Below are 25,835 nucleotides of genomic sequence, written 5' to 3'. Positions count from 1 at the left end.
CTCAGCTCAACATGCTTTTGAGATCCTTGAGCATCAGGAACAGATGGTACGGATCGGTCGGGCTGGGCTCGAATTCCCAGGATTCGTACCACTGCCGCGCCGCGTCGTCCTTGGCATGGACCAACAGGCAGCGAATCCCGGCGATGTCGGCAGCCTGTGCGGTGCGCAGCAGGGCGTCTTTGAGCAAGGCCTGGCCCAGACCTTTACACTGATGCGCCTTGTCCACGGCGAGCCGAGCCAGGATCATGACCGGCACCGGGTGACGCGCCAGCCCCTTCATCACTCGCGACGGCGCGGCTTCCGGATCGACACTGCCGACCGCGAGGCTGTAGAAGCCGACCACCACATCACCCTGGCAGCAGACATAGGTCTGCGCGCTATTGGCCTTTTGGTTGATCAGCGCGTAGCGCTGCAGGAACTGGTTCAGCGCGGCCTGGCCGCAGTCGAACGCATCGACCTGATCCGTTGCAGCCAGCTTGCGAACGGGTGAGTAGTCATTGCTCAATCCAGCACCCCAGGTTCACGCAGCAACTTCTTCAGGCGCGGCTTGCTTTGCACCGGGCGGTCCAGCGCCTCCTGGAAGGCCTGCCACTGTGTGTCGTCCAGCACGAACTGGCGACGATCCGCCAGCGTCTGCGCGGCCGCCGTCACGCCCGCGTCGAGCAGGAACTCGCTGACGTTCTTGTGGCAGGCGCGCGCGGCTTCCTGCAGCAGCTGCTTGACCGGCGTGCTGGCACGAACGTCAATGCGTTCGGTCTTGGAAAGATTTAGGGTGCTCATGGTGCCCCTCCGGATTGATCTTGGATGCTTCTATTGTAGGCGTCCGGACATTGTCCTGACAAGGTGTTTCCTCTGCCACCCAATGCTGCAATCCAACCGCTTGATTCGTCCGCGCGTAACGCATTGATTTATAATGGCCTTGTTCGCGGCGTTTGCGGACTTCGGGCGTGTATGGGGGAGCGAGGCCGGAGAGAAAAACGGCCGGGAGAGAGAGGAAGGTGGCCTTGGACGGGGCCAGGGGCCGGACGCCGAAGTCCGCAGGCTTTCGCAGGAAGCCCCGCGAACACGCGGGAACCGGCGCGATCGGGCAAGAAAAAAACCCCAACTGAGAACAGTTGGGGTTTGGGTATTGGTGGAGGTGGGCGGAATCGAACCGCCGTCCGAAAGCACTCCATCCTCGGCCCTACATGCTTATCCGCTCGTTAAGTCTCGTCCCCGGGCAGCACGATCGGCAAAGCGCACCCGAGAACCAGCCCGCTTTGTTTAACCGGTAGCTGACGGGCAGCCACCACCGGCGGTTCCGTGATAGTGACCCTACGCTGCGAGCACGGACACAAGCAGTTTCGGGGCTTAGGCCTTAAGCGGCCAGAGCGTAGTTGTCGTCGTTGGCAACTAGATTTTTGCCGCTGGATTTACGAGGAAAGCTGCCCCCTCGGCATGCGCCAAGCGACTTCGCGACTCCCGTCGAAACCAGTGCACCCCCGGGGAGAAACATAAAGCGCTGACCCTTGAAGTGTAGTGATCGGGGGTGCCGGTCACAAGTATTGCGACAGCGCCTGCTTAAAGTGGCTTCAGCGCCGTCGACGAGCCCGGGGCGAACATCGGGCAGGCGGCGAAGGAGGAGACGCGATGGCGGCAGGAAAGAAGACGGGGACTTCACGCGGCAGCAAGGGCGGTACCGGGAAGGCGCAGGCGAGCGGCGGCGCGAGAACGCGAGGGAGCCGCGTGAGCGCGGCGACGCCGGGGCAGGCGGTGTCGGCCAAGGCGGCCTTGGCCCTGGCCCAGGGCCAGGCGCGCACCGTGGTGTACATCCATGGCATCGGCAACAAGCCGCCGGCCGAGGTGCTGCGTTGCCAGTGGGACAACGCGCTGTTCGGGCGGCCGATGGGCGAGCGCACCCGGATGGCCTACTGGGTCAACCGCGAACGCTACCCGGTGCCCGAACCGGGGACCTGCACGGACCGCGACGAAGGGCCGGCGCCCAGTCCATCCGAGCAGCGCGTGCTCGGCGCGCTCGGGCTGCTGCCGACCGGGCAGGACCTGCATGCCCTGGCCGATGGATTGGCCGATTCGCCGCAGGAGCGCCAGGATCTGTACCGCCTGCTGGACGAGCTGGGGCAAGGGCAGGGCGGGCAGGGCGCGAACGCCGGGCCGCAGGCCCGCGGCGCGATCGACGTGGTCAACCGCGTGCTGCTGAGGCTGGTATCGGCGGCGCTGCTGCAGGACGTGCACGACTTCTTCTTCGTGCCCGCGCGGCGCGAGGCGATGCAGCAGAGCCTGCTCGAGCGCCTGCGCTCCGGCGGCGGGCCGTTCGTGGTGGTGGCGCACAGCCAGGGCTCGATGATCGCCTACGACGTGCTGCGCCAGTTGAAGGACGAGGGCATCGAAGTCTCGTTGTTCGTCACCATCGGCTCGCCGTTGGGGCTGCCGGTGGTGCGCAGCATGTTCAAGCGCTGGACCGGCACCAGGAAGCTGCCGTTCCCGGATTGCGTGCGGCGCTGGGTGAACGTCGCCGAGCGCCGCGATCCGGTGGCGCTGGACGAGGACCTCGGCGACGACATCGCCGGCGCCCGGGATCGTTTCGCGAACATCGACGGCGACCGGATCAATCCGGACTGGCGCAGCAACCCGCATTCCGGCTCGGGCTACCTGTCGATCCCGCAGGTGCGGGCGGAAGTGCGCAACGCGGTGGGCGTCGGCTTCGACCAGCCGGTGTCCAGCGCCGTGCTGATCAAGGATCTTTCCGAACAACTCGAGGCGCACGGGCCCGACCATCGGCACGAAGTGCTGATCGAGCTGGACAAGCTGCTGCCCGGCATCGATGCCGAACATGCGCGCGCGCGGCTGGTGGCGCGCCTGCGCGAACTGGCCGGGCGCACCACCGGGCTGAAGGGCGAGCGCCTGGACGATGCGATCGAGCTGGAGGACCACTTGCAGCGTTTCGTATCGGCGCGGCTGACCCGTTTCGAGATCGAGGTATTGCGCGACGAGTATCGTTCGCTCGGCGTCTGGCGGTTGTGGCGCGATGCCGGCAAGCGCGCGCTGATCCGCGAGTCGTCGAGCGTGATCCACGCCGATGCGGCGCGGATCGCCTACCGGGCGCTGGGACAGCGGATCGGCTGGGCGGTGCTCGATACCGGCATCGCCGCGGGGCATCCGCATTTCTTCGAGCCGGGCGTGCGCGACAGCGTGGTCGAACAGTGGGACTGCACGCAGCGCGGCCGGCCCAGGCGGCTGGTGCGCGCCGACGGGGAGCGCTTCGCGCGGCTGGACGGCAACGGCCACGGTACCCACGTGGCGGGGATCATCGCCGGGCGCAGCATGGCCTCGCTGCCCGACCGCAACGGCAAGCCGTTGCCGCCGGTGGAGTTCGCCGGCGTCGCGCCGGAAACGCAGCTGTACGGCTTCAAGGTGCTCGACGACGAGGGCAACGGCCGGGATTCGTGGATCATCAAGGGCATCCAGCAGGTGGCCGAGATCAACGAGCGCGCCGGCGGGCTGGTCATCCATGGCGTCAACCTGAGCCTGGGCGGGTATTTCGACCCGGAAAGCTACGGCTGCGGGTTCACGCCGATGTGCAACGAGTTGCGCCGGCTGTGGCGGCAGGGCGTGGTGGTGGTGCTGGCCGCCGGCAACGAAGGCATGGCATGGCTGGTGCAGGGCGATGGCGAGGCCTATCCGACCAACATGGACCTGAGCATCGGCGATCCGGCCAACCTGGAGGAGGCGATCGCGGTGGGATCGGTGCACAAGAGCCAGCCGCACAATTACGGCGTGTCGTACTTCTCCTCGCGCGGTCCGACCGCCGATGGCCGGCAGAAGCCGGACGTGGTGGCGCCGGGCGAGAAGATCATCTCGGCGCACTACGATTTCCGCGCCGACGATCCGCTCAGCCTGATGGTCGAGATGAGCGGCACCAGCATGGCGGCCCCGCACGTGGCCGGCCTGGTGGCGGGGTTCCTGTCGGTGCGCCGCGAATTCATCGGCTTCCCGGACCGCGTCAAGCAATTGATGCTGCGGACCTGCACCGACCTGCAGCGCGATCCCTACATGCAGGGGCGCGGGGTGCCCAATCTGATGCGGATGCTCGGAGAGACCTGAGGGGGCCGGGGCTCGGGACTGGAGACCCGGCAAAGCAAGAAGGTCGAAAGCCCCTCTCCCGTGCACGGGAGAGGGGTCGGGGTGAGGGGTGCGGCTTCGCCTGCACCCTCATCCGCCCCTTCGGGGCACCTTCTACCGTGTACGGGAGAAGGGAACGGCAGGCGCCAGCCCCGAGCCCGGGCCTCTCACGCATCCCGGTTGTGCTGGCGCATGATCCGCTGCTTGTCGCGCTGCCAATCGCGCTCCTTGGTGGCTTCGCGCTTGTCGTGGGACTGCTTGCCCTTGGCCAGCGCGATCTCGAGCTTGACCTTGTTCTTGCTCCAGTACATCGCCGTCGGCACCAGCGTGTAGCCGTCGCGCTCCACGCCGCCGATCAGCTTGTCGATCTCGCGCCGGTGCAGCAGCAGTTTGCGGGTGCGCCGGTCCTCGGCCACCACGTGCGTGGAAGCCTGGATCAACGGGGTGATCTGCGCCCCGATCAGGAAGATCTCGCCGTTGCGCACGTAGGCGTAGCCGTCGGTGAGGTTGGCACGGCCGGCGCGGATCGCCTTCACCTCCCATCCTTGCAGGGCCATGCCGGCCTCGTAGCGCTCCACGATGTGGTAGTCGTAGCGGGCGCGCTTGTTCAGGGCGATGGTCTTGTTGGCCGTCGCGCCGTTTGCTTTATCCTTGGCGGGTTTCTTGCTCATCTGTCTATTGTCTCCGATTCGGCGCCGCCGAACGATCCGTGCCCTGATCCATGCCTACTGTCCGCCGTAGCGCCCTGGTCGAACACAGCGCCGTGCGCATGTTCGACCTGGTCAACGATGTCGCCGCCTATCCCCGCCGCTTTGTCTGGTGCGATGCCGCCCAGCTGCTGGAGCAGGGCGATGGGCGCATGGTGGCGCGATTGGACCTGGGGTTGGGCTCGTTCCGCACCTGGTTCACCACCGAGAACACGCTGGACCGGCCGCATCGCATCGATATGAAGCTCCGCGACGGCCCGTTCAAGCGCCTGGAAGGCCGCTGGGACTTCCACGCGCTGGACGAGAACGCGTGCAAGGTCAGCCTGGTGCTCGACTTCGAGCCGACCTCGCGCCTGCTGGGGCCGGCACTGGCCCTGGGCCTGCAGGGGCTGGCCGACCGCATGGTCAACGACTTCGTGCGCGTGGCCGACCGCGAAGAGGGCTAGCCATGCGCGTGGACGTGGTCATCGCGTGGCCGGACCGCTACCTGGAGCGCTCCGTCGAGCTGCCGGAGGGCGCCGTCGTGGCCGATGCGGTCGAAGCCGCGGCACTCGACCCTGGCGGGGAGAGCCGGGCCTGCGCCATCCACGGGGTCCTGGCCCGGACGGACCAGCCGCTGCGCGACGGCGACCGGCTGGAACTGCTCAGGCCGCTGCTGGTGGACCCCAAGGAAGCCCGGCGCAGGCGCGCCCGGGCCCCCTGACCCGGGCGAAGGGTCAGCGCCCCTTCTTCTTGTCCTTGGCCAGGTTCGGGCCGAACTGCTTGCGCGCCGACTTGGCCAGCTGCTCGTCCTGGTTGGGGAAGTAGTCGCCTTCCCAGCGGACCACCCGGTCGTTCTCGAAGAACACCGTGAAGTTCTTGATCTCCGTGCGCGCCAGCCGGTCGGTGCGCTGGGTGGACGTGTAGTCCCAGCGCTGGGCGTGGAACGGGTCCGGGATCGACGGCGTTCCCAGCAGCGCCATCACGGCCTGCTTGCTCTGGCCGACCTGCAGCTGATCCACGGCTTCCTTCTTGATCAGGTTGCCCTGATAGATGGGCTGCTTGTAGATGATGCCGCAGCCGGCGGTGGACAGGGCAACGGCGGCGACCAGCAGGAGATTGCGCATCGGGGACGGTACGGAGTGAAAATCACCGCGATGATACACTCCCCACGGTCGCCGCGACCCATCCCCGGCAGCTGGCGCTAAATCGCCAATGAATAGGAACACCGGAGACTCCATGGAATCCCACGACCTGCGCAAAGTCGGCCTGAAGGTCACCCACCCGCGCGTGCGCATCCTCGAGCTGCTGGAGCAGAAGAGCGCCCAGCACCACCTGAGCGCCGAGGACATCTACCGGCAACTGCTGGAGCACGGCGACGAGATCGGCCTGGCCACGGTGTACCGGGTCCTGACCCAGTTCGAGGCCGCGGGGCTGGTGCTCAAGCACAACTTCGAAGGCGGGCAGGCCGTCTACGAGCTGGACCGGGGCGGCCACCACGACCACATGGTGGACGTGGACACCGGCAAGATCATCGAGTTCGAGAGCAACGAGATCGAGGCGCTGCAGCACAAGATCGCCGCCGAGCACGGCTACGAGCTGGAGGACCATTCCCTCGTGCTGTACGTGCGCAAGAAGCGCGCGCGCTGAGGGGCGGGTCTTACCGGGATACGCGAAGGCGGCCGGTCGGCCGCCTTCCGCATTCGAAGGGCCGGCTTCCGTGGGAGCGGCTTCAGCCGCGATGGGTTTTCCCGTTTGAACCCCTGCACAGGGATGTGCAGGCTGCCGCAGAGGGACCTGCATGCAAGCCCCATCGCGGCTGAAGCCGCTCCCACGGAAGCCGCTCCTGGGAAGCAGTGGGGGGGGTCAGACCTCTTGCAGCAGCTTGCGCGCGGCCGCGCGCGCCTCCTTGCTCACTTCCACGCCGCCGAGCATGCGCGCCAGCTCTTCCTGGCGGGCGCCGGCGTCGAGCAGCTCGACCGAGCTCTGGGTCATGCCGTCCACCGGGGCCTTGCTGACCCGGTAGTGGGCATGTCCCTTGGCGGCGACCTGGGGCAGGTGGGTGACGCACAGCACTTGGCGCTGCTCGCCGAGGGCGCGCAGCTTCTGGCCGACGATGTCGGCGACCGCGCCGCCGATGCCCGAGTCGACCTCGTCGAACACCATGGTCGGCACCGCGTCGAGGCCGAGCGCGGCGACCTCGATCGCCAGCGACACGCGCGACAGCTCGCCGCCCGAGGCGACCTTGCGCAGCGGCCGGGGCGGCTGGCCGGCGTTGGCCGCCACCAGGAACTCCACGCGCTCGGCGCCGTTCGGGTCCGGTCGCAGCGCGTCCTGCGGCTGCAGTTCAATCAGGAAGCGGCCGCCGCCCATGCCCAGCTCGCCGATCAGCGCGGTGGTGGCCTCGCCCAGCGCGGCGGCGGCGCGGGCGCGGGTGGCCGAAAGCGCGGCGGCGGCCTGGCGCCACTCGCCGCTGGCCTCGGCGAGCAGGTCGTCGATCTTCTGCAGCCGGGCATCGGCGCCGCGCAGCGACTCGACCTCGGCCGCGAGCCGGTCGCGCTGCTCGGCCAACTGGTCGGGGGCGACGCGGTGCTTGCGCGCCAGGTCGTGCAGGCGGGCCATGCGCCGCTCCATCGCCTCGAACTGGGCCGGGTCGGCGTCCAGGTCGTCGCGGATCCGGTCGAGCAGGGACAGCGCTTCGTCGAGCTGGATCGCCGCGCCGTCGAGCAGGGTGTCGACCTCGGCCAGGCGGGGTTCGTGCTCGGCTACCCGGGACAGGGCATGGCGGCATGCCTGCAGCAGGCCAAGGGCGGACTCGCCCTCGTCGCCGTTGAGGCGGTCGGCGGCCTGGCCGCAGGCGTCGATCAGCGCCGCGGCATGGGCCTGGCGGCGGTGGTTCGCGTCGAGCGCCGCGATCGAGGCCGGCTCCAGGTCCTCGCGTTCCAGTTCGGCGAGCTGGTGCCCCAGGTAGCCGATCCGGTCGGACACGTCGCCCTGGGCCGAGAGCGCCTCGCGCTCGTCCAGCAGGGCCTGCCAGCGCTGGCTGGCCCGGCGCACCTGCTCGCGTTCGCCGGCATTGCGGGCGTAGGCGTCCAGCAGGTCCAGCTGGCTGGTGCGGGAAAGCAGGGCCTGGTGCTCGTGCTGGCCATGGATCTCGACCAGGTGGCCGGCCAGTTCGGCCAGTTGCGACAGCGGGGCGGGGCGGCCGTTGATCCAGGCGCGCGAACCGCCATCGGCGCGGATGATCCGGCGCAGCTGGCACTGGCCGTCGTCGTCCAGTTCGTTCTCGCGCAGCCAGCGCTGGGCGGGGTGCCCGGGCGGCAACATGAATTCGGCCGACAGTTCGGCCCGCTCGGCCCCGTGGCGGACCACGCCGCTGTCGGCGCGCAGCCCGGACAGGAACCCGAGCGCGTCCACCATCAGCGACTTGCCGGCGCCGGTCTCGCCGGAGACCACGGTCATGCCTGGGCCGAATTCCAGCTCGGTGGCGCGGACGACGGCGAAATCCTTGATCGAGAGATGTCTGAGCATGCAGGCGTCGGGACGGTCTGGGTTCTGGGAGGGCGGGGCAGGCGCGGCTTGCCAACGCTCCGGGCAGACATTATCTATGCTTCGTCTCACAGACTGATCCCATGCGCGCATCTTCCACGCCCTCGCTCGATCCCCGCGCCCGCCAGTTGCTGCGGACGCTGATCTCGCGCTACATCCGCGACGGCGAGCCGGTCGGGTCCAAGACCCTGGCCCAGCACGCCGGGCTGGACGTCAGTTCGGCGACGATCCGCAACATCCTGGCGGACCTGGAGGACATCGGCCTGCTCAGCTCGCCGCACACCTCGGCCGGCCGCGTGCCGACTGCGCACGGCTACCGGGTGTTCGTCGACAGCCTGGTGCAGATGCAGCCGCCGGGCGAGGACGAGGTGCGCCGGTTGCGCGCGGAGCTGCCGGCCGGGGCCGGGACCCAGTCGCTGCTGGGCAGCGCCTCGCAGATGCTGTCGGCGATGAGCCACTTCGTCGGCGTGGTCAGCGCGCCGCGGCGCGAGCAGTTCGCCTTCAAGCACATCGACTTCGTCGGCATCGACGCGCGCAAGGTGCTGGCGATCGTGGTGTTCGCCGACAACGAGGTGCAGAACCGGGTGATCGAGCCGCGGCGGGCCTACGGGCCGGTCGAACTGGAGCGGGTCGCCAACTACCTCAACGCGCATTTCGCCGGGCGTACCCTGGCCGACATCCGCGCCACGCTGCTGCGCGAGCTGCGCGTGGCCAAGGACGAGATGGAGCAGCTGCTGTCGCACAGCGTCGACCTGGCCGGCGAGGTGCTGGCCCCGGCCGCCAGCGACGACATGCTGCTGGCCGGACAGACCCGGCTGATGGGCGTGCAGGACCTGTCCGACCTGGACCGCCTGCGCGAGCTGTTCGAGGCCTTCGCCAGCAAGCGCGAGATCCTCCAACTGCTGGAGCGCACGATCCAGGCCCCGGGCGTGCAGATCTTCATCGGCGAGGAGACCGGCGTGGTGTCGCTCGAGGACGTCTCGCTGGTCACCGCGCCGTACGCCGCCCATGGCCAGGTGCTGGGCGTGCTCGGGGTGATCGGGCCGAAACGGATGGCCTACGACCGGCTGATCCCGCTGGTCCAGGTCACCGCCGAGATGCTGGGGGCCGCGATGGAGCCGCCACCGCGATAGGCGCGGCCTCTGGTTCCGATCGATCGCTTGAAACCCGTCGATACGCCCACATAGGGAGCCGGTGGGGCGGGTGTTCCTCCCGCCCGGGAATTGTTCATGAACCAAGACCACCCCGAATTCGATTCCGAAGACCCATCCCAGAACCAGGCGCCGGCCGATCCGCTCCAGGCCGAGGTCGAGGCGCTGCGCAGCGAGATCGCCCTGCTCAAGGCCGACGCGCTGCGCGAACGGGCCGACCTGGAGAACCAGCGCAAGCGCATCGCCCGCGACGTGGAGAACGCGCGCAAGTTCGCCAACGAGAAGCTGCTGGGCGAGCTGCTGCCGGTGTTCGACAGCCTGGATGCCGGGCTGGCCGCCGCCGGCAACGAACCGAGCCCGCTGCGCGACGGCCTGGAGCTGACCTACAAGCAGCTGCTGAAGGTCGCCGCCGACAACGGCCTGACCCTGCTGGACCCGGCCGGCCAGCCGTTCAACCCGGAACACCACCAGGCCATCAGCCAGGCCGAGGCGCCCGAGGGGGTGGCCCCCGGCAGCGTGCTGCAGGTGTTCCAGAAGGGCTACCTGCTCAACGAGCGCCTGCTGCGCCCGGCCCTGGTGGTGGTCGCGCGCCACGACTGATCGGCGCGGCACCGTCCATGCAACGCAGTTTCGTGCGGATGGCTTGAATGGGTTCGCGCCATCCCCACATCTGGACCAGAACCGGCGCGGGCCGGACAGACAGTTAAGAACACTCTTCAGGAGCCATCCCACATGGGCAAGATCATCGGTATCGACCTCGGCACCACCAACTCGTGCGTGGCGATCATGGACGGCGGCAAGGCCCGCGTCATCGAGAACTCGGAAGGCGATCGCACCACCCCGTCGATCGTCGCCTACACCAAGGACGGCGAAGTGCTGGTCGGCGCCTCGGCCAAGCGCCAGGCCGTCACCAACCCCAAGAACACCTTCTACGCGGTTAAGCGCCTGATCGGCCGCAAGTTCACCGACGGCGAGGTGCAGAAGGACATTGCGCACGTCCCGTACACCATCCTCGCGCACGACAACGGCGACGCCTGGGTGCAGACCAGCGACGGCAAGAAGCTGGCGCCGCAGGAGATCTCCGCCAAGGTGCTGGAGAAGATGAAGAAGACCGCCGAGGACTTCCTGGGCGAGAAGGTGACCGAGGCGGTGATCACCGTGCCGGCCTACTTCAACGACAGCCAGCGCCAGGCGACCAAGGACGCCGGCCGCATCGCCGGCCTGGACGTCAAGCGCATCATCAACGAGCCGACCGCCGCGGCGCTGGCCTATGGCCTGGACAAGGCCGGCGGCGACCGCAAGATCGCCGTGTACGACCTGGGCGGCGGCACCTTCGACGTGTCGATCATCGAGATCGCCGAGGTCGACGGCGAGAAGCAGTTCGAGGTGCTGGCCACCAACGGCGACACCTTCCTGGGCGGCGAGGACTTCGACAACCGCGTGATCGAGTACCTGGTCGACGAGTTCCAGAAGGACCAGGGCATCGACCTGCGCAAGGACCCGCTGGCGCTGCAGCGCCTGAAGGACGCGGCCGAGCGCGCCAAGATCGAGCTGTCGTCCTCGCAGCAGACCGAGGTCAACCTGCCGTACGTCACCGCCGACGCCTCCGGCCCGAAGCACCTGAACATCAAGCTGACCCGCGCCAAGCTGGAAGCGCTGGTCGAGGACCTGATCAAGAAGTCGATCGAGCCGTGCCGCGTGGCGCTGAACGACGCCGGCCTGCGCGCCAGCGACATCAGCGAGGTGATCCTGGTCGGCGGCCAGACCCGCATGCCGAAGGTGCAGCAGGCCGTGGCCGAGTTCTTCGGCAAGGAGCCGCGCAAGGACGTCAACCCGGACGAGGCCGTGGCGCTGGGCGCGGCGGTGCAGGGCGGCGTGCTGGCCGGCGACGTCAAGGACGTGCTGCTGCTCGACGTGACCCCGCTGAGCCTGGGCATCGAGACCCTGGGCGGCGTGTTCACCAAGATCATCGAGAAGAACACCACGATCCCGACCAAGGCCTCGCAGGTCTTCTCCACCGCCGAGGACAACCAGTCCGCGGTCACCGTGCACGTGCTGCAGGGCGAGCGCGAGCAGGCCCGCTTCAACAAGTCGCTGGCCAAGTTCGACCTGACCGGCATCGAGCCGGCGCCGCGCGGCCTGCCGCAGATCGAGGTGTCCTTCGACATCGACGCCAACGGCATCCTGCACGTGTCGGCCAAGGACAAGAAGACCAACAAGGAGCAGAAGGTCGAGATCAAGGCCGGCTCGGGCCTGTCCGAGGACGAGATCGCGCGGATGGTGGCCGACGCCGAGGCGCACCGCGACGAGGACAAGAAGTTCCAGGAGCTGGTGCAGGCCCGCAACCAGGCCGACGGCCTGATCCATGCGACCCGCAGCGCGATCAACGAGCACGGCAGCAAGGTGCCGGGCGACGTGATCGGCAAGGTCGAGGGCGCGCTGGCGGAGCTGGAGACCGCGATGAAGGGCGACGACAAGGCCCAGATCGAGGCCAAGACCAAGGCGCTGGAAGAGGCCGGCCAGTCGCTGTACGCGGCGGCCGCGGCGGCCGAGCAGGGTGCCGCCGGCGGCGGCGATGCCGGCCCGCAGGCCAAGGCGAACGACGACGTGGTGGACGCCGAGTTCACCGAGGTCAAGGACGACAAGAAGCCGTGATTCGTGATTCGGGATTCGTGATTCGAAGGAGCGGGGCCATGCCTCGCTCCTCCGGGCGCCGGAATCCCGGCTGATGGCGATACCGATGCTTTTTCGAATCACCAATCACCCATCACGAATCACGTCCACATGAGCAAGCGCGACTACTACGAGGTGCTGGGCGTCGCCCGCAACGCCAGCGACGAGGAGCTGAAGAAGGCCTATCGCCGCTGCGCGATGAAGTACCACCCCGACCGCAATCCGGGCGATGCGGCGGCCGAGGCGGCCTTCAAGGAATGCAAGGAGGCCTACGAGGTCCTCGCCGACGCCGGCAAGCGCCGGATGTACGACGCGCACGGCCATGCCGCTTTCGAACACGGCATGGGCGGCGGCGGTCCGGGCGGCCCGGACATGGGCGACATCTTCGGCGACATCTTCGGCAACATCTTCGGTGGAGCCGCTGGTGCGCGCCAGGCGCGCCGCGGCGCCGACATCGGCTACGTGATGGAGCTGGAGCTGGAGGAAGCGGTGGCCGGCGTCGAGCGCCGCATCGAGATCCCGACCCTGGCCGAATGCCGGCAATGCGACGGCAGCGGCTCGGAGGACGGCAAGGTCGAGACCTGCACCACCTGCGGCGGCCGCGGCAACGTGCGCGTGCAGCGCGGCATCTTCGCGATGCAGCAGACCTGCCCGCATTGCGCCGGGCGCGGCAGCATCATCCGCAATCCCTGCAAGACCTGCCACGGCGCCGGCCGCGTCGAGGAAGAGAAGGTCCTGTCGGTCAAGATCCCGGCCGGCGTGGACACGGGCGACCGCATCCGCCTGGCCGGCGAGGGCGAGGCCGGGCCGCCCGGCGCGCCGCCCGGCGACCTGTACGTCGAAGTGCGCGTGCGCGAGCACGCGATCTTCCAGCGCGACGGCGACGACCTGCACTGCGAAGTGCCGATCCGCATCGCCCAGGCGGCGCTCGGCGACAGCGTGCGCGTGGCGACGCTGGACGGCGAAGCCGAGATCCGCATCCCGGCCGAGACCCAGACCGGCAAGCTGTTCCGCCTGCGCGGCAAGGGCGTCAAGTCGGTGCGCAGCCGCGTGCCGGGGGACCTGTACTGCCGCGTCGTGGTGGAGACGCCGGTCAACCTCACCGCGGAGCAGCGCAGGCTGCTGGAGCAGTTCGAGGCCACGTTCGTCGGCGAGGAGGCGCGCAAGCATTCGCCGAAATCGGCGACCTTCATGGACGGGGTGAAGAGTTTCTGGGACCGGATGACGTCGTAGTGCATCCCGCTTCGCGGGCTGCACCCCCATGCTTTTGCCTCGCAAAACCGCGGGCCCCGCTTCTGCCTTGCCCGTCCCCGGCCTGTCGGCGCGCCCCCCTTAACGGAAGGGGGGCTTTGCTCCAGACGCCCATCGAGTCGACGACATTCTCGTGGGAGGGACTTCAGTCCCGACGGGCTTTCCCGAAGTGCCGGCTGTTTTCGCTCTTCGTAGGAGCGGCTTCAGTCGCGAAGAAGCTTTCGGTAAAGCCCCGCCGCGACTGAAGTCGCTCCTGCGAAATGCAAAGGCGAACGTGCCGTGCCGCCTGCGCGCGCCTACAATGCGGCGATGAGCCAATCGCAACCCGGACACCTCGTCCACGGCCGTCGCCAGCGCCCCGATGGGCCCGCGCCGGTCGACGTCATCTCCGTCCAGTCGCAACTGGTCTACGGCCACGCCGGCAACAGCGCGGCGATCCCCCCGCTGCGCGCGCTGGGCGTGCGCGTGGCGGAGATCCCGACCACGCTGCTCAGCAATGCGCCGTTCTATTCGACCCTGCGCGGGCGCATCCTGCCGGTGGACTGGTTCTCCGACCTGTTGCTGGGCGCGAGCGAGCGCGGCCTGCCGCAGCGCGCCAAGTTGCTGGTCTCCGGCTATCTCGGCAGCCTCGCCAACGGCGAGGCGTTCGCCGACTGGCTCGATGGCCTGCAGGACCTGGCGCCGCAGCTGCGCTACTGCCTGGACCCGGTGATCGGCGATACCCACACCGGGCCCTACGTGGAGCCCGCGCTGGAAAAGGTGTTCGTCGAGCGGCTGCTGCCCAAGGCCTGGCTGGTGACGCCGAATGCGTACGAGCTGGGCCGCCTGAGCGGCCGCGACAGCCTGGCGCAGGACGATGCGATCGCCGCGTCGCGCGAGTTGCTCGAGCGCGGCCCGGAGTGGGTGCTCGCGCACAGCGTGGCCGGCGCCGAAGGCCAGCTGGTGACGCTGGCGGTGAGCCGCGACGCGGTCTGGCGCTGGGCGACCCCGTACCTGCCGGTGGACGTGGCCGGTACCGGCGACGTGCTGATGTCGCTGTTGATCGGTTTCCTGCTGCAGGGCGAGTCGTTCGAATCGGCGGCCGGGCGCGCGCTGTCGGGCGTGCACGCGGCGCTGGAGGCGACCCTGGCCGATGGCTACGAGGAGTTCGACGTGCTCGCCGCCGCGCCGGCGGCACTGTCCACGCCGGGGCGCTTCGCCGTCGAGCGCCTGGCATGACGGCGCGTCCCGTCGTCGGCATCGTCGGCAGCGCCGGTGCCTATGGCCGGTGGTTGCAGCGATTCCTGCACGAACGCATGCAGCTGGAGGCGGTCGGGCACGATCCGGCCGATCCGGCCTCGCTCGACGAGCAGGCGCTGGTGGACCGCGCCGACGTGCTGGTGTTCTCGGCGCCGATCCGCCAGACCGAAGCGCTGATCCGCCGCTACGCGGCGCTGGCCGCCGGCCGCGAGCGCGGCCGGCTGTGGCTGGACATCACCTCGATCAAGCAGGGGCCGGTGGCGGCGATGCTGGAATCGCAGGCCGAGGTGGTCGGCCTGCATCCGATGACCGCGCCGCCGAAGTCGCCCACGCTCAAGGGCCGGGTGATGGTGGTCTGCGAGGCGCGGCTCGATGCCTGGCGCGCATGGCTGCAGACGCTGTGCGACGCGCTCGAGGCCGAATGCGTGCCCGCCACGCCCGAACACCACGACCGGGTGATGGCGCTGGTGCAGGCGATGGTGCATGCGACCCACCTGGCCCAGGCCGGGGTGCTGCGCGACTACGCGCCGCTGCTCGGCCAGCTGCCGGCCCTGATGCCGTTCCGTTCCGCCTCGTTCGAGCTGGACACGGCGATCATCGCGCGCATCCTCTCGCTCAATCCGGCGATCTACGAGGACATCCAGTTCGGCAACCCGCACGTCGGCGAGATGCTCGACCGGTTGCTTTCGCACCTGCAGGAACTGCGCGCGCTGGTCGCCCGCGGCGACGATGCGGCGCGCGCCCGTTTCCGCGAGATCTTCCTGCACGACAACAAGGCCGCGATCGGCGCGCAGGCGCTGGAAGGCGGCAACTACAGCTACGAGCGCGTGGGGTACCTGCTGGCCGACCTGACCGAGGCGCGCGCGTTGAGCGTCTACCTGCCCGAGGACCAGCCCGGCTCGCTGCGCGTGCTGCTGCACGTATTCGAGCGGCACGCCGTTAATCTCTCCTCGATCCATTCCTCGCGCACGCCGGCGGGCGAGCTGCATTTCCGCATCGGCTTCGACCATGCCAGCGACGCCGCGGCCCTGGCGCGCGCCGCGCACGAGATCGACGAGAGCGGCATCGGGCGGGTGCTGTCGCGCTGAGGTGGGCGTACCGCCATCTCTCTCCGCCCGCGGGAGCGGCCGGCAAGCGCCATCGTCGCGCATTTCATCCACACCGGCTGTGGATGAAATGCGGACAAGCATGTGGATAACGCGCCGCGCGCCTTGCGGCGCGGGCGTGTCAAGACGGATGGCGAAAAAATGGCCGGCGTCCGCTCAGGCCGCGGACAGCCGGAGTTCGCCGCCGGTGGTGGTGTACTGCTGGCCCTGGCGTACCAGGTGCCGGCCATCGGCCAGCTCGTAGCGCGGCGAAGGCTGTTCGCCGGCGTTGTTCGATTCGTCGCGGAACTCGATGATCACGTAGGTCTCGCCATCCGGAGCGACAGCGGGGAACTGGCGGAAAGACATTGCGCACCTCCTGGATCGATTGCCGCCGGCGATGCCGGCAACGTGAGCATGCGAAGGCCGGCGTTAAGGACGCGTCACCCGGCCCGGACAGGCCGCGTTCGGTTTCTGCGGGCCCTGTCGAGCCCGCTGCCGGTGCTTGGCCCGCGGCGCGGATGCCCCGGCGGGCTCAATCGATGAACTGCAGGCGCGCGAGTTCGGCGTACAGGCCGCCTTGCGCCAGCAGCTCGGCATGCGTGCCCTGGGCGATGATGCGGCCGTGGTCCATCACCACGATGCGGTCGGCCTTGAGCACGGTGGCCAGCCGGTGGGCGATCACCAGCGTGGTGCGGCCCGCCATCAGCCGTTCCAGCGCCTGCTGCACGGCGCGTTCGCTTTGCGCGTCCAGGGCGCTGGTCGCCTCGTCGAGCAACAGGATCGGCGCGTCCTTCAACAGCGCCCGCGCGATCGCGATGCGCTGCTGCTGGCCGCCGGACAGGCGCGCGCCGCGTTCGCCCAGTTCGCTGGCATAGCCTTCGGGCAGGGCGCGGATGAACTCGTCGGCCTCGGCGGCCTCCGCCGCGGCCTGCAGCTCGGCATCGCTGGCGTCGAGGCGGCCATAGCGGATGTTGTCGGCCGCGCTGGCGGCGAACAGCGCCGGCTGCTGCGGCACCAGGGCGATGCGCTCGCGCAGCGCGGCCGGGTCGAATTCCCGGAGGTCGTGGCCTTCCACCAGGACCTTGCCGCTGTCCGGATCGTGGAAGCGCAGCAGCAGCGACAGCACCGTGCTCTTGCCGGCCCCGGACGGGCCGACCAGCGCCACGGTCTCGCCCGGCCGCACGTGCAGGTCGAAGCCGTCCAGCGCCGCGTGATCGGGCCGTTGCGGGTAGTGGAACACCACGTTGTCGAAGCGGATCTCGCCGCGCAGGGGCTCGGGCAGGCCGCGCGGCGATGCCGGGGCGACGACGCCAGGGCGTTCCTGCAGCAGCTCGGCGATGCGGCCCATGCCGCCGGCGGCGCGCTGCAGCTCGTTCCACACTTCCGCCAGCGCGCCGACCGAGCCGCCGCCGATCAACGCATACAGCACGAACTGGCCGAGCGTGCCGGGCGTCATGCGGCCGTCGATCACGTCGTGCGCGCCCGACCACAGCACCAGCACGATCGCGCCGAACACCAGCACGATCGCGATGGCCGTGACCAGGGCCTGGGTGCGGATGCGCCGCCGCGCGGTCTGCACCGAGGCGTCCAGCGCGGCGCCGAAGCGCTTGCGTTCGTAGGATTCGCGCGCATGCGCCTGCACGGTGCGGACCGCGCCGAGCGTTTCCGCGGCCAGGGTGTTGGCGTCGGCCACGCGGTCCTGGCTGGCGCGCGAGATCTTCTGCAGGCGGCGCGCGCCGAGCACGATCGGCAGCACCGCCAGCGGGATGCCGACCAGCGAGTACGCCGCCAGCCGCGGGCTGGTGACGAACAGCATGGCCAGGCTGCCGACCACCGTGACCGTGCTGCGCAGCGCCACCGACATGGTCGAGCCGATCACGCTGCGCAACAGTTCGCTGTCGGCCGACAGGCGCGAGACCAGCTCGCCGCTGCGGTTGCGGTCGTGGAAACCGGCATCCAGGCCGATCAGGTGCGCGTACAGCCGGTTGCGCAGGTCGGCGACGACCTTCTCGCCGAGCAGCGACACGAAGTAGAAGCGCGCGGCGGTGGCGAACGCCAGCACCACCGCCACCCCGAACAGCAGCACGAAGGTGCGGTTGATCTGGCCGCCGCCGGAGAAGCCATGGTCGATGACCTGCTTGACCGCGGTCGGCAGGCTCAAGGTGGCGGCCGAGGACAGGGCCAGCGCCACCAGCCACAGCACGAACAGGCGCAGGTGGCGGCGCACGAACGGCCACAGCGTGCGCAGGCTGCCCAGTTGCTTCAGCGACTTCGTCGACCTGCCGGGGGAGTCATTCATCTGTCCGTTCTTCGGAAATGCCGATGCGATTGCGGGTGGCGTCGCGCAGGCGGGTTTTCAAGGCGTCCTCCTGGTCCGCCGGCAACTGGACGCGCAATCGCAGGCCGTCGGCGTCGAAGGTTTCGTCCAGCTTGGCCGCCGCATGCGCGGGCAGCAGGGCATGCACCAGGCCGATGTCGTCGAAGCGGCAATGCAGCCGCAACCGGCGCATCGGCACCAGCGGCGAGCGTGGTGCCAACCGCAGGCATTCGGCGGCGGTACCGCCATAGGCGCGCACCAGCCCGCCCGCGCCGAGCTTGACCCCGCCGAACCAGCGGGCGACCACCACCGCGACGCGGTCGAAGCCTTGCCCGTCGATCGCGGCAAGGATCGGCCGGCCGGCGGTTCCCGCCGGCTCGCCGTCGTCGCTGGAACGGTAGTCGCCGCCGCAGCGATAGGCCCAGCAGTTGTGGGTGGCCTCGGCGTCCGAGGCTTCCCGGATAAAGATCAGCGCCGCCTGGCCGCTGTCGATGGGAGCGGCGCGGGCGAGGAAGCGGCTGTGCTTGACGTCCTGGGCATGCTGGACGGGGTGGACGAGGGTGTCGGGCATCGCTTCGATTCTAGAGCGCGCGCTGCGCTTTGAGAGGGGCGCCGCGTGGCTGGCGGCCCGGCGCGTCCCGTCCGGGAGGGCGGCACGCGCCGGTGGATGCCGCCTGGTTGCATGGCTGTCAGGAGACGTTATGCTCGCGGCCGGGGAGAGCACCGGAACACGAATGAAAGGAAGGGATGGGCAGCCATATCGCTACAGGCAACAGCACGTCCTGGCTCCGGCCGTCCGAGGCCTGCCAACGGGTGGCCAGGGCGCTGGCGGGCCTGTTGCCGGGCCATGGCATGGTCGCGGTGGCCTGGCACGAGGTCGCTTCCGGGCGTAGCGAGGCTGGCTTCCATCCGGCGTCCGCTTCGCTGCGCAGCGCGCTCGCCGAGGTGCTGGCGGGACATGCCGGGGCCGACGCGCGCACGGCGCATGCCTGGCGCTCGGACGCGGGCGACGTGCTCTTCGCCGTGGCCTGGGAGTGCGGCGCGCTGCCCGACGGGCGGCCGCCGCCGGGCTGGCTGGAGGCGATCCGGGCCGCCACCGAGGCGGCGCACGAGCGATCGCACCTGGAGTCGCAGGTCAGCGAGCTGGAAAAATCCAAGCGCCTGCAGCAGGCGTTGTACGAGATCGCCGACCTGTCCGGCGCGCAGCTCGAGCTTCCGCAGATGCTGCAACGCATCCACCGGGTCGTGGCCTCGTTGATGTACGCCGAGAACTTCTTCATCGTCGAATACGATCCGTTCGACGAGAGCATGCGGTTCGTCTACTTCGCCGATACCCAGGACAGCTTCGCGCCGGATCCGCACCAGCGTTATACGCACGCGGATTTCCCGAGCAGCCTGACGTTCGCGCTGCTGGAGCAGGGCATCCCGCTGTGGGGGCCGTCGAACCGCCTGGCGCAGGGGCTGGGCATGCCCGCCGACGCCGACCGCGGCCCGGACAGCCACGATTGGCTCGGCGTGCCCATGCTGCGTGACGGCCATGTATCCGGCGCGATCGTCGTGCAGAGCTACGACGAGCAGATCGCCTACACCGAGCAGGACCGCAGCCTGCTGGTCTTCGTCGCCCAGCACGTGCAGACCGCGCTGGACCGGCACCAGGCGCAGGCCCAGCTCGCGCAGCGGGTCGAGGAACGCACCGCGGAACTGCAACGCGCCAACCGCAACCTGCAGGAGGAAATCGCCGAGCGCAAGCGCGCCGAGACGCTGCAGATGGCGCTGTTCCGCATCTCCGAGCTGGCGGTGGCCTCGGAAAGCCAGGAGCAGTTCTACGCCGAGGTCCACGGCGTGGTCAGCGGCCTGCTGGACGCGCGCAACTTCTACATCGCCCTGGTCGACGAGAGCGGCCAGCACCTGGAGTTTCCCTATTCGGTGGACGAGCACAACGGCGAGCGCCCGCCGCGCCGTTTCAGCAAGGGCCTGACCGAGTACGTCATCGCCAAGCACAGCGCGCTGCTGGCCGACCGCGAGCAGATCGACGCGCTGGCCGCCGCGGGCGAGGTGTCGGGGTTCGGGCAGCAGGCGGCCAGCTGGCTGGGGGTGCCGTTGTTCATCGATGACGAGGTCGTCGGCGCGGTGGTGGTGCAGAGCTACTCCGACGAGGTGAGCTACTCGCTGGACGACCAGCGGCTGCTCGCGTTCGCGGCGAACAACATCGGCAACGGCCTGGCCCGGCAGCGCAGCCAGGCCCGGTTGCGCCAGGCGCATGCGGAGCTGGAGCTGCGCGTGCAGGAGCGTACCCGCGAACTGGCGCAGCTCAACGAGCAACTGATCGGCCAGATCGCCGAGCGCATCCGCGCCGAGCAGCGCCTGACCCACCAGGCCCTGCACGACGCGTTGACCGGCCTGCCCAATCGCGCCCACCTGCTCGAGCGCCTGGACGACGCGATCAGCCGCGCCGCGGAGGGCGATGCTCCCTTCGCCGTGCTGTTCCTGGACCTGGACCGCTTCAAGCTGGTCAACGACAGCGTGGGGCACGTGGCCGGCGACCAGATGCTGGTGGAGGTCGCCCAGCGCATCGTCGCCACGGTGCGGGCCGAGGACGTGGTGGCCCGGCTAGGCGGCGACGAATTCGCGATCCTGATGGACTGCCCGAAAGGCGTCGAGGCGGCGAGCGAACTGGCGCGCCGGTTGAACCACGTGCTCGGCCAGCCGATGTGGGTGGCCGGGCGCGAGCTGTTCCCGTCGGGCAGCGTGGGCGTCGCGTTCTGGAACAGCCACTACCGCAGCGGAGAGGAACTGCTGCGCGACGCAGACGCGGCGATGTACCGCGCCAAGCTGCAGGCGCACGAGCGCTTCGCCGTGTTCGACGAGGCGATGCGCGAGGAGGCGATGCGCAGCCTGGACCTCGAGGCCGATATCCGACGCGCGCTGAAGAACCACGATTTCCAGCCCTATTACCAGCCGATCGTGCGCCTCGACGACGGCCGGGTGGTCGGCTACGAGGCGCTGCTGCGCTGGAACCACGAGAGCCGCGGCCTGCTGCGACCGGACGCCTTCATCCACCTGGGCGAGGACAGCGGCCTGATCGAGTACGTGGACTGGCAGTTGTACGAACAGGTGATCAAGCACCTGGCCGGTACCCGCGCCGGCTACATCTCGGTCAACGTGTCGCCGCTGCATTTCCGTTCCTCGGATTTCGTCGGGCGCCTGCTGGGGCTGGTCGACGCTGCGGGCGCCGACCCCGCCCGGCTGCGCCTGGAGATCACTGAGGTGGCCTTGCTGGAGGATGCGCCGCGCATCCTGGAAACGCTGAACCAGCTGCGCGCGCGCGGCGTGCTGGTGCAGCTGGACGACTTCGGCACCGGCTACTCGGCGCTGTCGTACCTGCACCGCTTCCCGATCTCGGCGCTGAAGATCGATCGCAGCTTCGTCGCGAACCTGCACGCGAACGAGGGGCAGGATTCGCTGGCGCTGGTGCGCAGCATCCTGGCGCTGGCGGCCACGCTGGGGATCGAGACGGTCGGCGAGGGCATCGAGACCGTGCGCCAGCTGCAGACGCTGCGCGAGTTCGGGTGCCACTACGGGCAGGGCTACCTGCTGGGCGTGCCGGCGCCGGAAATGGTGGGCGCGCCGGCGTAGCGGGCCGGATTCCTCGTGGGAGGGGCTTCAGCCCCGGCGGGCCTTGCCAGTAGGGCGCCGGGACCGGACGCCCCTCCCGCAATCGCCATCGCCCCCGGGGATCAGCGCAGCGCCTTGCGGCGTTTCTCGTCGATCCGCGCCGCAGTGGCAGGGAAGCGCCGAACGGGTTGGCGCGTCGCCACGCGCCGGGATCGTATCGCTTGGCTCAACGGAGCGCTTTCTGGCGCTTCTCGTCGATCCGCGCCGCAGTGGCAGGGAGGCGCCGAACGGGTTGGCGCGTCGCCACGCGCCGGGATCGTACCGCCTGGCTCAACGGGGCGCTTTCTGGCGTTTCTCGTCGATCCGCGCCGCAGTGGCAGGGAGGCGCCGAACGGGTTGGCGCGTCGCCACGCGCCGGGATCGTATCGCCTGGCTCAACGGAGCGCTTTCTGGCGCTTCTCGTCGATCCGCGCCGCAGTGGCAGGGAGGCGCCGAACGGGTTGGCGCGTCGCCACGGGCCGGGATCGTATCGCTTGGCTCAACGGAGCGCTTTCTGGCGCTTCTCGTCGATCCGCGCCGCAGTGGCAGGGAGGCGCTGAACGGGTTGGCGCGTCGCCACGCGCCGGGATCGTATCGCTTGGCTCAACGGAGCGCTTTCTGGCGCTTCTCGTCGATCCACTTCTCGGCCTGCGCCGGCGTGTACCCCCGCATCCATTCCAGCATCGCGTCGATGTCCGAGCCGTGCCAGAGGTCGGCGCGCTGCGCCGGATGCAGGAAGCGTTCTTCGACCATGCGGTCGATCATGCCGATCAGCGGCGCGTAGAAATCCTCCACGTCCAGGAACGCGCAGGGCTTGTTGCCGATGCCGAGCTGGCGCCAGGTCAGCATCTCGAACATCTCGTCCATCGTGCCGAAGCCGCCGGGCAGGGCGACGAACGCGTCGGACAGGTCGAACATGCGCATCTTGCGCTCGTGCATCGAGCCGACGACCTGCAGTTCGGTCAGCCCGCGGTGCGCGACTTCCCAGTCGGCGAGCTGCTGAGGGATCACGCCGGTGACTTCGCCGCCGGCTTCGAGCACCGCGTTGGCGACGAGCCCCATCAAGCCGACGTTGCCGCCGCCATAGACCAGCCGCAGGCCGTCGCGGGCGATGCGCTGGCCCAGCACGATGGCTCGCTCGGCGTAGATGGGCTTGTTGCCGGCGTTGGAGCCGCAGTAGACGCAGATGCTTTTCATCGGGATTCGGGGTTGGGGACAGGGGATTCGTAAAAGCGGACGCCGGGCCTGGGCCCGGCGTCGGGGAAGTCCGGGAGGGCGATCCGGGAATGGGGGCTCTGGCGAATCCCCAATCCCGAAACACGGATCCCGGCTTCAGTTCGCCTTGTGGATGGCGCGCTTGGACACCGCCATCGCGGCATCGTGGATCGCCTCCGACAGGGTCGGGTGGGCGTGGCAGATGCGTGCCAGGTCGTCGGCCGAGCCGCTGAACTCCATCGTCAGCACGCCCTCGTGCACCAGCTCGGAGACGTTGACGCCGACCAGGTGCAGGCCCAGCACGCGGTCGGTCTCGGCATGCGCCAGCACCTTCACGAAGCCGGCCGGCTCGGCCATCGCCACCGCACGGCCGACGGCCGCGAACGGGAAGCTGCCGGCCTTGTACGGCACGCCTTCGGCCTTGAGCTGCTGCTCGGTCTTGCCGACCCAGGCGATTTCCGGCTCGGTGTAGATCACCCACGGGATCGTGTCGAAGTTGACGTGGCCAGGCAGGCCGGCGATCAGCTCGGCCACGGCGATGCCTTCCTCGAAGCCCTTGTGCGCCAGCATCGGGCCGCGCACGCAGTCGCCGATCGCCCAGACCCCGTCGACGCCGGTGTGGCAGTGCTCGTCGACCTCGATCTGGCCGCGCTCGTTGAGCTTGACGCCGGTGCCTTCGGCCAGCAGGCCCTTGGTGGCGGCGCGGCGGCCGACGGCCACCAGCAGCTTGTCCACGGTCAGGGTCTTCTCGCCCTCGGCGTCGGCGTAGGTGACGACCACTTCCTTGTTGGCGCCCTTGCCGGTGACCTCGGTCTTGCTGACCTTGGCGCCCAGCTTGATGTCCAGGCCCTGCTTCTTGAACTCCTTGGCCGCGGTCTTGGCGACCTCGGCGTCGGCGGCGGCCAGGAAGTCCGGCAGCGCCTCGAGGATGGTGACCTCGGCGCCCAGGCGCTTCCACACGCTGCCCAGCTCCAGGCCGATCACGCCGGCGCCGATCACCGCCAGGCGCTTGGGCACTTCGGTGAAGTCCAGCGCGCCGACGTTGTCGACGATGGTCTCGCCGTCGAACTTGGCGAACGGCAGCTCGATCGAATCCGAGCCGGCGGCCAGGATCACGTTGGCGGCCTTCAGCTCGATCTCGCCGCCTTCGTGCTGCTTGACCTTGACCACGTTGCCCGGCTGCAGCTGGGCGAAGCCGTAGTACGGCGTGACCTTGTTCGCCTTGAACAGCATCGCGATGCCGCCGGTGAACTGCTTCACGATCTTGTCCTTGCGGCCGACCATCGCCGCCACGTCGATCTTGGCGTCCTTGAAGGTGATGCCGTGCTCGCCGAACAGGTGGCCCATGTTCCAATACTGGCGCGAGGAATCCAGCAGCGCCTTGGACGGGATGCAGCCCACGCGCAGGCAGGTACCGCCGAGGGCGGGCTTGCCGTCCTTGCCGAGCGCCGCGTCGACGCAGGCGACCTTCATGCCCAGCTGGGCGGCGCGGATGGCGGCGTGGTAGCCGGCCGGGCCGGCACCGATGACGATGACGTCGTATTGCTGTTGTTCGCTCATTTCATTGGCTCACGTGATTCGTGATTCTTGATTCGTGATTCGTTGAAGCGGGAATGGCGTCGCCTTTGCGAATCACCATTCACGAATCACGAATCACGGCTTTATCACAGGCCGAACAGCATCCGGCCCGGGTTCTCCAGCTGGTTCTTGATGTCGACCAGGAACTGCACCGAGTCCTTGCCGTCGATGATGCGGTGGTCGTAGGACAGCGCCAGGTACATCATCGGCGCGATCACGACCTGGCCGTTCTCGGCGATCGGGCGCTCCTTGATCGCGTGCATGCCCAGGATCGCGCTCTGCGGCGGGTTGACGATCGGGGTCGACAGCAGCGAGCCGAAGGTGCCGCCGTTGGTGACGGTGAAGGTGCCGCCCTGCAGTTCCTCCAGGCTCAGCTTGCCTTCGCGCGCCTTCTTGGCGTAGTCGGCGATGCCCTTCTCGATGTCGGCGAAGGACATGCGCTCGACGTTGCGCAGCACCGGCGTCACCAGGCCCTTGTCGGTCGACACGGCGATGGAGATGTCGCTGTAGCCGTGGTAGATGATGTCGTCGCCGTCGATCGAGGCGTTGACCAGCGGGAAGCGCTGCAGGGCGTTGGCGGCGGCCTTCACGAAGAAGCTCATGAAGCCGAGCTTGATGCCGTGCGCCTTCTGGAACTCTTCCTGCAGTTCCTTGCGCGCGGCCGAGACCTTGGCGAGGTTGACCTCGTTGAAGGTGGTCAGCATCGCGGTCGAGTTCTTCGACTGCATCAGGCGCTCGGCGATGCGCTTGCGGATGCGGGTCATCGGCACGCGCTCTTCCGGGCGCGCGCCGGCGGCCTTGCCGGCCCCGCCGTTGCGGGCGTAGTTGACGATGTCCTCCTTGGTCACCGCGCCGCGGCGGCCGGTGCCTTCGACCTCGGCCGGGTCCACGCCCTCGGTGATCGCGGTGAAGCGGGCGCCCGGCGGCAGGCCGTCGGCGGCCGACTTGGCGGCCGGGGCCGGGGCGGCGGCCGCCTTGGCCGGAGCGGGGGCCGCGGCAGGAGCCGGGGCCTCGGCCTTCTTCTCCTCGGCGGCCGGCGCGGCCGGGGCCGCGGCGGCAGTGGCGCCTTCCTCGATGATCGCCAGCACGGTGTTGCTGGTCACGGTGCTGCCGGTGTCGAACTTGATTTCCTTCAGCACGCCGTCGACGGGCGACGGGACTTCCAGAACGACCTTGTCGGTCTCCAGGTCGACCAGGTTCTCGTCGCGCTTGACCGCTTCGCCGGCCTTCTTGTGCCAGCTGGCGATGGTGGCGTCGGAGACGGATTCGGGCAGTACCGGGACTTTGACTTCGGTGGCCATTTGCGGGGCGTCCT

General features: G+C 69.1%; 22 protein-coding genes and 1 other RNA gene. 11 read left to right on the top strand and 12 right to left on the bottom strand.

Going from position 1 to position 25,835, the window contains the following annotated elements; genetic code table 11:
* Nucleotide 1 precedes the first annotated feature (1 nt).
* The 3 genes from M3M27_RS12385 to ssrA form a co-directional block, all read right to left on the bottom strand.
* Nucleotides 2–505, bottom strand: coding sequence for a GNAT family N-acetyltransferase (locus M3M27_RS12385; RefSeq protein WP_029577226.1), 504 nt, complete (start codon nucleotides 503–505; stop codon nucleotides 2–4).
* Entirely contained in the window at nucleotides 502–780 is a 279-nt protein-coding gene (locus M3M27_RS12380) for a DUF1778 domain-containing protein (protein ID WP_029577227.1), read from the bottom strand. The genes M3M27_RS12385 and M3M27_RS12380 overlap by 4 nt, the downstream gene beginning before the upstream one ends.
* A 350-nt stretch (nucleotides 781–1,130) precedes the next feature.
* Nucleotides 1,131–1,483: a transfer-messenger RNA gene (gene ssrA / locus M3M27_RS12375) on the bottom strand.
* Between the two features lie 146 nt (nucleotides 1,484–1,629).
* On the opposite strand from ssrA, the gene M3M27_RS12370 reads away from it, so the two are divergent.
* The gene (locus tag M3M27_RS12370; protein ID WP_434025816.1) at nucleotides 1,630–4,101 is read left to right on the top strand and encodes a S8 family serine peptidase; all 2,472 of its coding nucleotides are present in this window, start codon (nucleotides 1,630–1,632) and stop codon (nucleotides 4,099–4,101) included.
* 185 nt (nucleotides 4,102–4,286) lie between these two features.
* On the opposite strand, the gene smpB is transcribed toward M3M27_RS12370, so the two are convergent.
* Nucleotides 4,287–4,790: an SsrA-binding protein SmpB gene (gene smpB / locus M3M27_RS12365; RefSeq protein WP_140720288.1), complete on the bottom strand. Its 504-nt coding sequence runs from the start codon at nucleotides 4,788–4,790 to the stop codon at nucleotides 4,287–4,289.
* 50 nt (nucleotides 4,791–4,840) lie between these two features.
* Here smpB and M3M27_RS12360 point away from each other — a divergent pair, with 50 nt between their 5' ends.
* On the top strand, nucleotides 4,841–5,272 hold the full coding sequence (locus M3M27_RS12360; protein ID WP_140720291.1) for a type II toxin-antitoxin system RatA family toxin: 432 nt from the start codon (nucleotides 4,841–4,843) through the stop codon (nucleotides 5,270–5,272).
* Between the two features lie 2 nt (nucleotides 5,273–5,274).
* Nucleotides 5,275–5,529, top strand: coding sequence for an RnfH family protein (locus M3M27_RS12355; RefSeq protein ID WP_140720294.1), 255 nt, complete (start codon nucleotides 5,275–5,277; stop codon nucleotides 5,527–5,529).
* Nucleotides 5,530–5,542: 13 nt separating this feature from the next.
* On the opposite strand, the gene M3M27_RS12350 is transcribed toward M3M27_RS12355, so the two are convergent.
* Nucleotides 5,543–5,932, bottom strand: coding sequence for an outer membrane protein assembly factor BamE (locus M3M27_RS12350; protein ID WP_140720296.1), 390 nt, complete (start codon nucleotides 5,930–5,932; stop codon nucleotides 5,543–5,545).
* 112 nt (nucleotides 5,933–6,044) lie between these two features.
* On the opposite strand from M3M27_RS12350, the gene fur reads away from it, so the two are divergent.
* Nucleotides 6,045–6,455, top strand: a complete 411-nt coding sequence (fur, locus tag M3M27_RS12345; protein ID WP_140720299.1) for a ferric iron uptake transcriptional regulator — start codon at nucleotides 6,045–6,047, stop codon at nucleotides 6,453–6,455.
* A gap of 216 nt (nucleotides 6,456–6,671) precedes the next feature.
* Here the strand turns inward: fur and recN are convergent, their stop codons facing one another.
* Nucleotides 6,672–8,336: a DNA repair protein RecN gene (recN, locus tag M3M27_RS12340; protein WP_434025815.1), complete on the bottom strand. Its 1,665-nt coding sequence runs from the start codon at nucleotides 8,334–8,336 to the stop codon at nucleotides 6,672–6,674.
* A 101-nt stretch (nucleotides 8,337–8,437) separates the two neighbouring features.
* On the opposite strand from recN, the gene hrcA reads away from it, so the two are divergent.
* From hrcA to M3M27_RS12310, 6 genes are all read left to right on the top strand, one after another.
* Nucleotides 8,438–9,487: a heat-inducible transcriptional repressor HrcA gene (gene hrcA / locus M3M27_RS12335; RefSeq protein WP_434025814.1), complete on the top strand. Its 1,050-nt coding sequence runs from the start codon at nucleotides 8,438–8,440 to the stop codon at nucleotides 9,485–9,487.
* 96 nt (nucleotides 9,488–9,583) lie between these two features.
* A complete protein-coding gene (grpE, locus tag M3M27_RS12330) occupies nucleotides 9,584–10,105 on the top strand; it encodes a nucleotide exchange factor GrpE (RefSeq protein ID WP_140720306.1) in 522 nt (173 codons plus the stop codon).
* 132 nt (nucleotides 10,106–10,237) lie between these two features.
* Nucleotides 10,238–12,160, top strand: coding sequence for a molecular chaperone DnaK (gene dnaK, locus M3M27_RS12325; protein ID WP_140720308.1), 1,923 nt, complete (start codon nucleotides 10,238–10,240; stop codon nucleotides 12,158–12,160).
* 129 nt (nucleotides 12,161–12,289) lie between these two features.
* A complete protein-coding gene (gene dnaJ, locus M3M27_RS12320) occupies nucleotides 12,290–13,411 on the top strand; it encodes a molecular chaperone DnaJ (protein ID WP_140720310.1) in 1,122 nt (373 codons plus the stop codon).
* A gap of 327 nt (nucleotides 13,412–13,738) precedes the next feature.
* Nucleotides 13,739–14,647: a pyridoxal kinase gene (gene pdxY, locus M3M27_RS12315; RefSeq protein WP_434025813.1), complete on the top strand. Its 909-nt coding sequence runs from the start codon at nucleotides 13,739–13,741 to the stop codon at nucleotides 14,645–14,647.
* Nucleotides 14,644–15,756: a prephenate dehydrogenase gene (locus tag M3M27_RS12310; RefSeq protein WP_434025812.1), complete on the top strand. Its 1,113-nt coding sequence runs from the start codon at nucleotides 14,644–14,646 to the stop codon at nucleotides 15,754–15,756. The genes pdxY and M3M27_RS12310 overlap by 4 nt, the downstream gene beginning before the upstream one ends.
* A 174-nt stretch (nucleotides 15,757–15,930) precedes the next feature.
* Here M3M27_RS12310 and M3M27_RS12305 read toward each other — a convergent pair whose 3' ends face one another.
* The 3 genes from M3M27_RS12305 to M3M27_RS12295 form a co-directional block, all read right to left on the bottom strand.
* Entirely contained in the window at nucleotides 15,931–16,122 is a 192-nt protein-coding gene (locus M3M27_RS12305) for a hypothetical protein (RefSeq protein WP_140720316.1), read from the bottom strand.
* Between the two features lie 166 nt (nucleotides 16,123–16,288).
* Nucleotides 16,289–18,055: an ABC transporter transmembrane domain-containing protein gene (locus tag M3M27_RS12300; RefSeq protein WP_140720318.1), complete on the bottom strand. Its 1,767-nt coding sequence runs from the start codon at nucleotides 18,053–18,055 to the stop codon at nucleotides 16,289–16,291.
* Nucleotides 18,048–18,644: an IMPACT family protein gene (locus tag M3M27_RS12295; RefSeq protein WP_140720320.1), complete on the bottom strand. Its 597-nt coding sequence runs from the start codon at nucleotides 18,642–18,644 to the stop codon at nucleotides 18,048–18,050. The genes M3M27_RS12300 and M3M27_RS12295 overlap by 8 nt, the downstream gene beginning before the upstream one ends.
* Before the next feature lie 281 nt (nucleotides 18,645–18,925).
* Here M3M27_RS12295 and M3M27_RS12290 point away from each other — a divergent pair, with 281 nt between their 5' ends.
* Nucleotides 18,926–21,709, top strand: coding sequence for a bifunctional diguanylate cyclase/phosphodiesterase (locus M3M27_RS12290; protein WP_434028016.1), 2,784 nt, complete (start codon nucleotides 18,926–18,928; stop codon nucleotides 21,707–21,709).
* A 621-nt stretch (nucleotides 21,710–22,330) separates the two neighbouring features.
* On the opposite strand, the gene M3M27_RS12285 is transcribed toward M3M27_RS12290, so the two are convergent.
* The 3 genes from M3M27_RS12285 to sucB form a co-directional block, all read right to left on the bottom strand.
* Nucleotides 22,331–22,924 (bottom strand): TIGR00730 family Rossman fold protein, encoded by a 594-nt coding sequence (locus M3M27_RS12285; protein WP_434025811.1) that lies wholly within the window; start codon nucleotides 22,922–22,924, stop codon nucleotides 22,331–22,333.
* Nucleotides 22,925–23,059: 135 nt separating this feature from the next.
* Nucleotides 23,060–24,502, bottom strand: coding sequence for a dihydrolipoyl dehydrogenase (gene lpdA, locus M3M27_RS12280; RefSeq protein ID WP_434025810.1), 1,443 nt, complete (start codon nucleotides 24,500–24,502; stop codon nucleotides 23,060–23,062).
* A gap of 104 nt (nucleotides 24,503–24,606) precedes the next feature.
* The gene (gene sucB / locus M3M27_RS12275) at nucleotides 24,607–25,821 is read right to left on the bottom strand and encodes a dihydrolipoyllysine-residue succinyltransferase (RefSeq protein ID WP_140720328.1); all 1,215 of its coding nucleotides are present in this window, start codon (nucleotides 25,819–25,821) and stop codon (nucleotides 24,607–24,609) included.
* Nucleotides 25,822–25,835: the final 14 nt, after the last annotated feature.

The organism is Xanthomonas boreopolis (genome assembly GCF_046529185.1).
Lineage (GTDB): Bacteria > Pseudomonadota > Gammaproteobacteria > Xanthomonadales > Xanthomonadaceae > Pseudomonas_S > Pseudomonas_S boreopolis.
This window is presented reverse-complemented; position numbering and strand designations above follow the sequence as displayed.

Coding starts and splice junctions, on each gene's coding strand:
- M3M27_RS12350 (WP_140720296.1), bottom strand. CDS start 5,932: ATGCGCAATCTCCTGCTGGTCGCCGCCGTTGCCCTGTCCACCGCCGGC.
- dnaJ (WP_140720310.1), top strand. CDS start 12,290: ATGAGCAAGCGCGACTACTACGAGGTGCTGGGCGTCGCCCGCAACGCC.
- M3M27_RS12380 (WP_029577227.1), bottom strand. CDS start 780: ATGAGCACCCTAAATCTTTCCAAGACCGAACGCATTGACGTTCGTGCC.
- lpdA (WP_434025810.1), bottom strand. CDS start 24,502: ATGAGCGAACAACAGCAATACGACGTCATCGTCATCGGTGCCGGCCCG.
- M3M27_RS12290 (WP_434028016.1), top strand. CDS start 18,926: ATGGTCGCGGTGGCCTGGCACGAGGTCGCTTCCGGGCGTAGCGAGGCT.
- M3M27_RS12310 (WP_434025812.1), top strand. CDS start 14,644: ATGACGGCGCGTCCCGTCGTCGGCATCGTCGGCAGCGCCGGTGCCTAT.
- M3M27_RS12355 (WP_140720294.1), top strand. CDS start 5,275: ATGCGCGTGGACGTGGTCATCGCGTGGCCGGACCGCTACCTGGAGCGC.
- fur (WP_140720299.1), top strand. CDS start 6,045: ATGGAATCCCACGACCTGCGCAAAGTCGGCCTGAAGGTCACCCACCCG.
- sucB (WP_140720328.1), bottom strand. CDS start 25,821: ATGGCCACCGAAGTCAAAGTCCCGGTACTGCCCGAATCCGTCTCCGAC.
- M3M27_RS12370 (WP_434025816.1), top strand. CDS start 1,630: ATGGCGGCAGGAAAGAAGACGGGGACTTCACGCGGCAGCAAGGGCGGT.
- dnaK (WP_140720308.1), top strand. CDS start 10,238: ATGGGCAAGATCATCGGTATCGACCTCGGCACCACCAACTCGTGCGTG.
- grpE (WP_140720306.1), top strand. CDS start 9,584: ATGAACCAAGACCACCCCGAATTCGATTCCGAAGACCCATCCCAGAAC.
- pdxY (WP_434025813.1), top strand. CDS start 13,739: ATGAGCCAATCGCAACCCGGACACCTCGTCCACGGCCGTCGCCAGCGC.
- M3M27_RS12360 (WP_140720291.1), top strand. CDS start 4,841: ATGCCTACTGTCCGCCGTAGCGCCCTGGTCGAACACAGCGCCGTGCGC.
- smpB (WP_140720288.1), bottom strand. CDS start 4,790: ATGAGCAAGAAACCCGCCAAGGATAAAGCAAACGGCGCGACGGCCAAC.
- M3M27_RS12295 (WP_140720320.1), bottom strand. CDS start 18,644: ATGCCCGACACCCTCGTCCACCCCGTCCAGCATGCCCAGGACGTCAAG.
- hrcA (WP_434025814.1), top strand. CDS start 8,438: ATGCGCGCATCTTCCACGCCCTCGCTCGATCCCCGCGCCCGCCAGTTG.
- M3M27_RS12305 (WP_140720316.1), bottom strand. CDS start 16,122: ATGTCTTTCCGCCAGTTCCCCGCTGTCGCTCCGGATGGCGAGACCTAC.
- recN (WP_434025815.1), bottom strand. CDS start 8,336: ATGCTCAGACATCTCTCGATCAAGGATTTCGCCGTCGTCCGCGCCACC.
- M3M27_RS12300 (WP_140720318.1), bottom strand. CDS start 18,055: ATGAATGACTCCCCCGGCAGGTCGACGAAGTCGCTGAAGCAACTGGGC.
- M3M27_RS12285 (WP_434025811.1), bottom strand. CDS start 22,924: ATGAAAAGCATCTGCGTCTACTGCGGCTCCAACGCCGGCAACAAGCCC.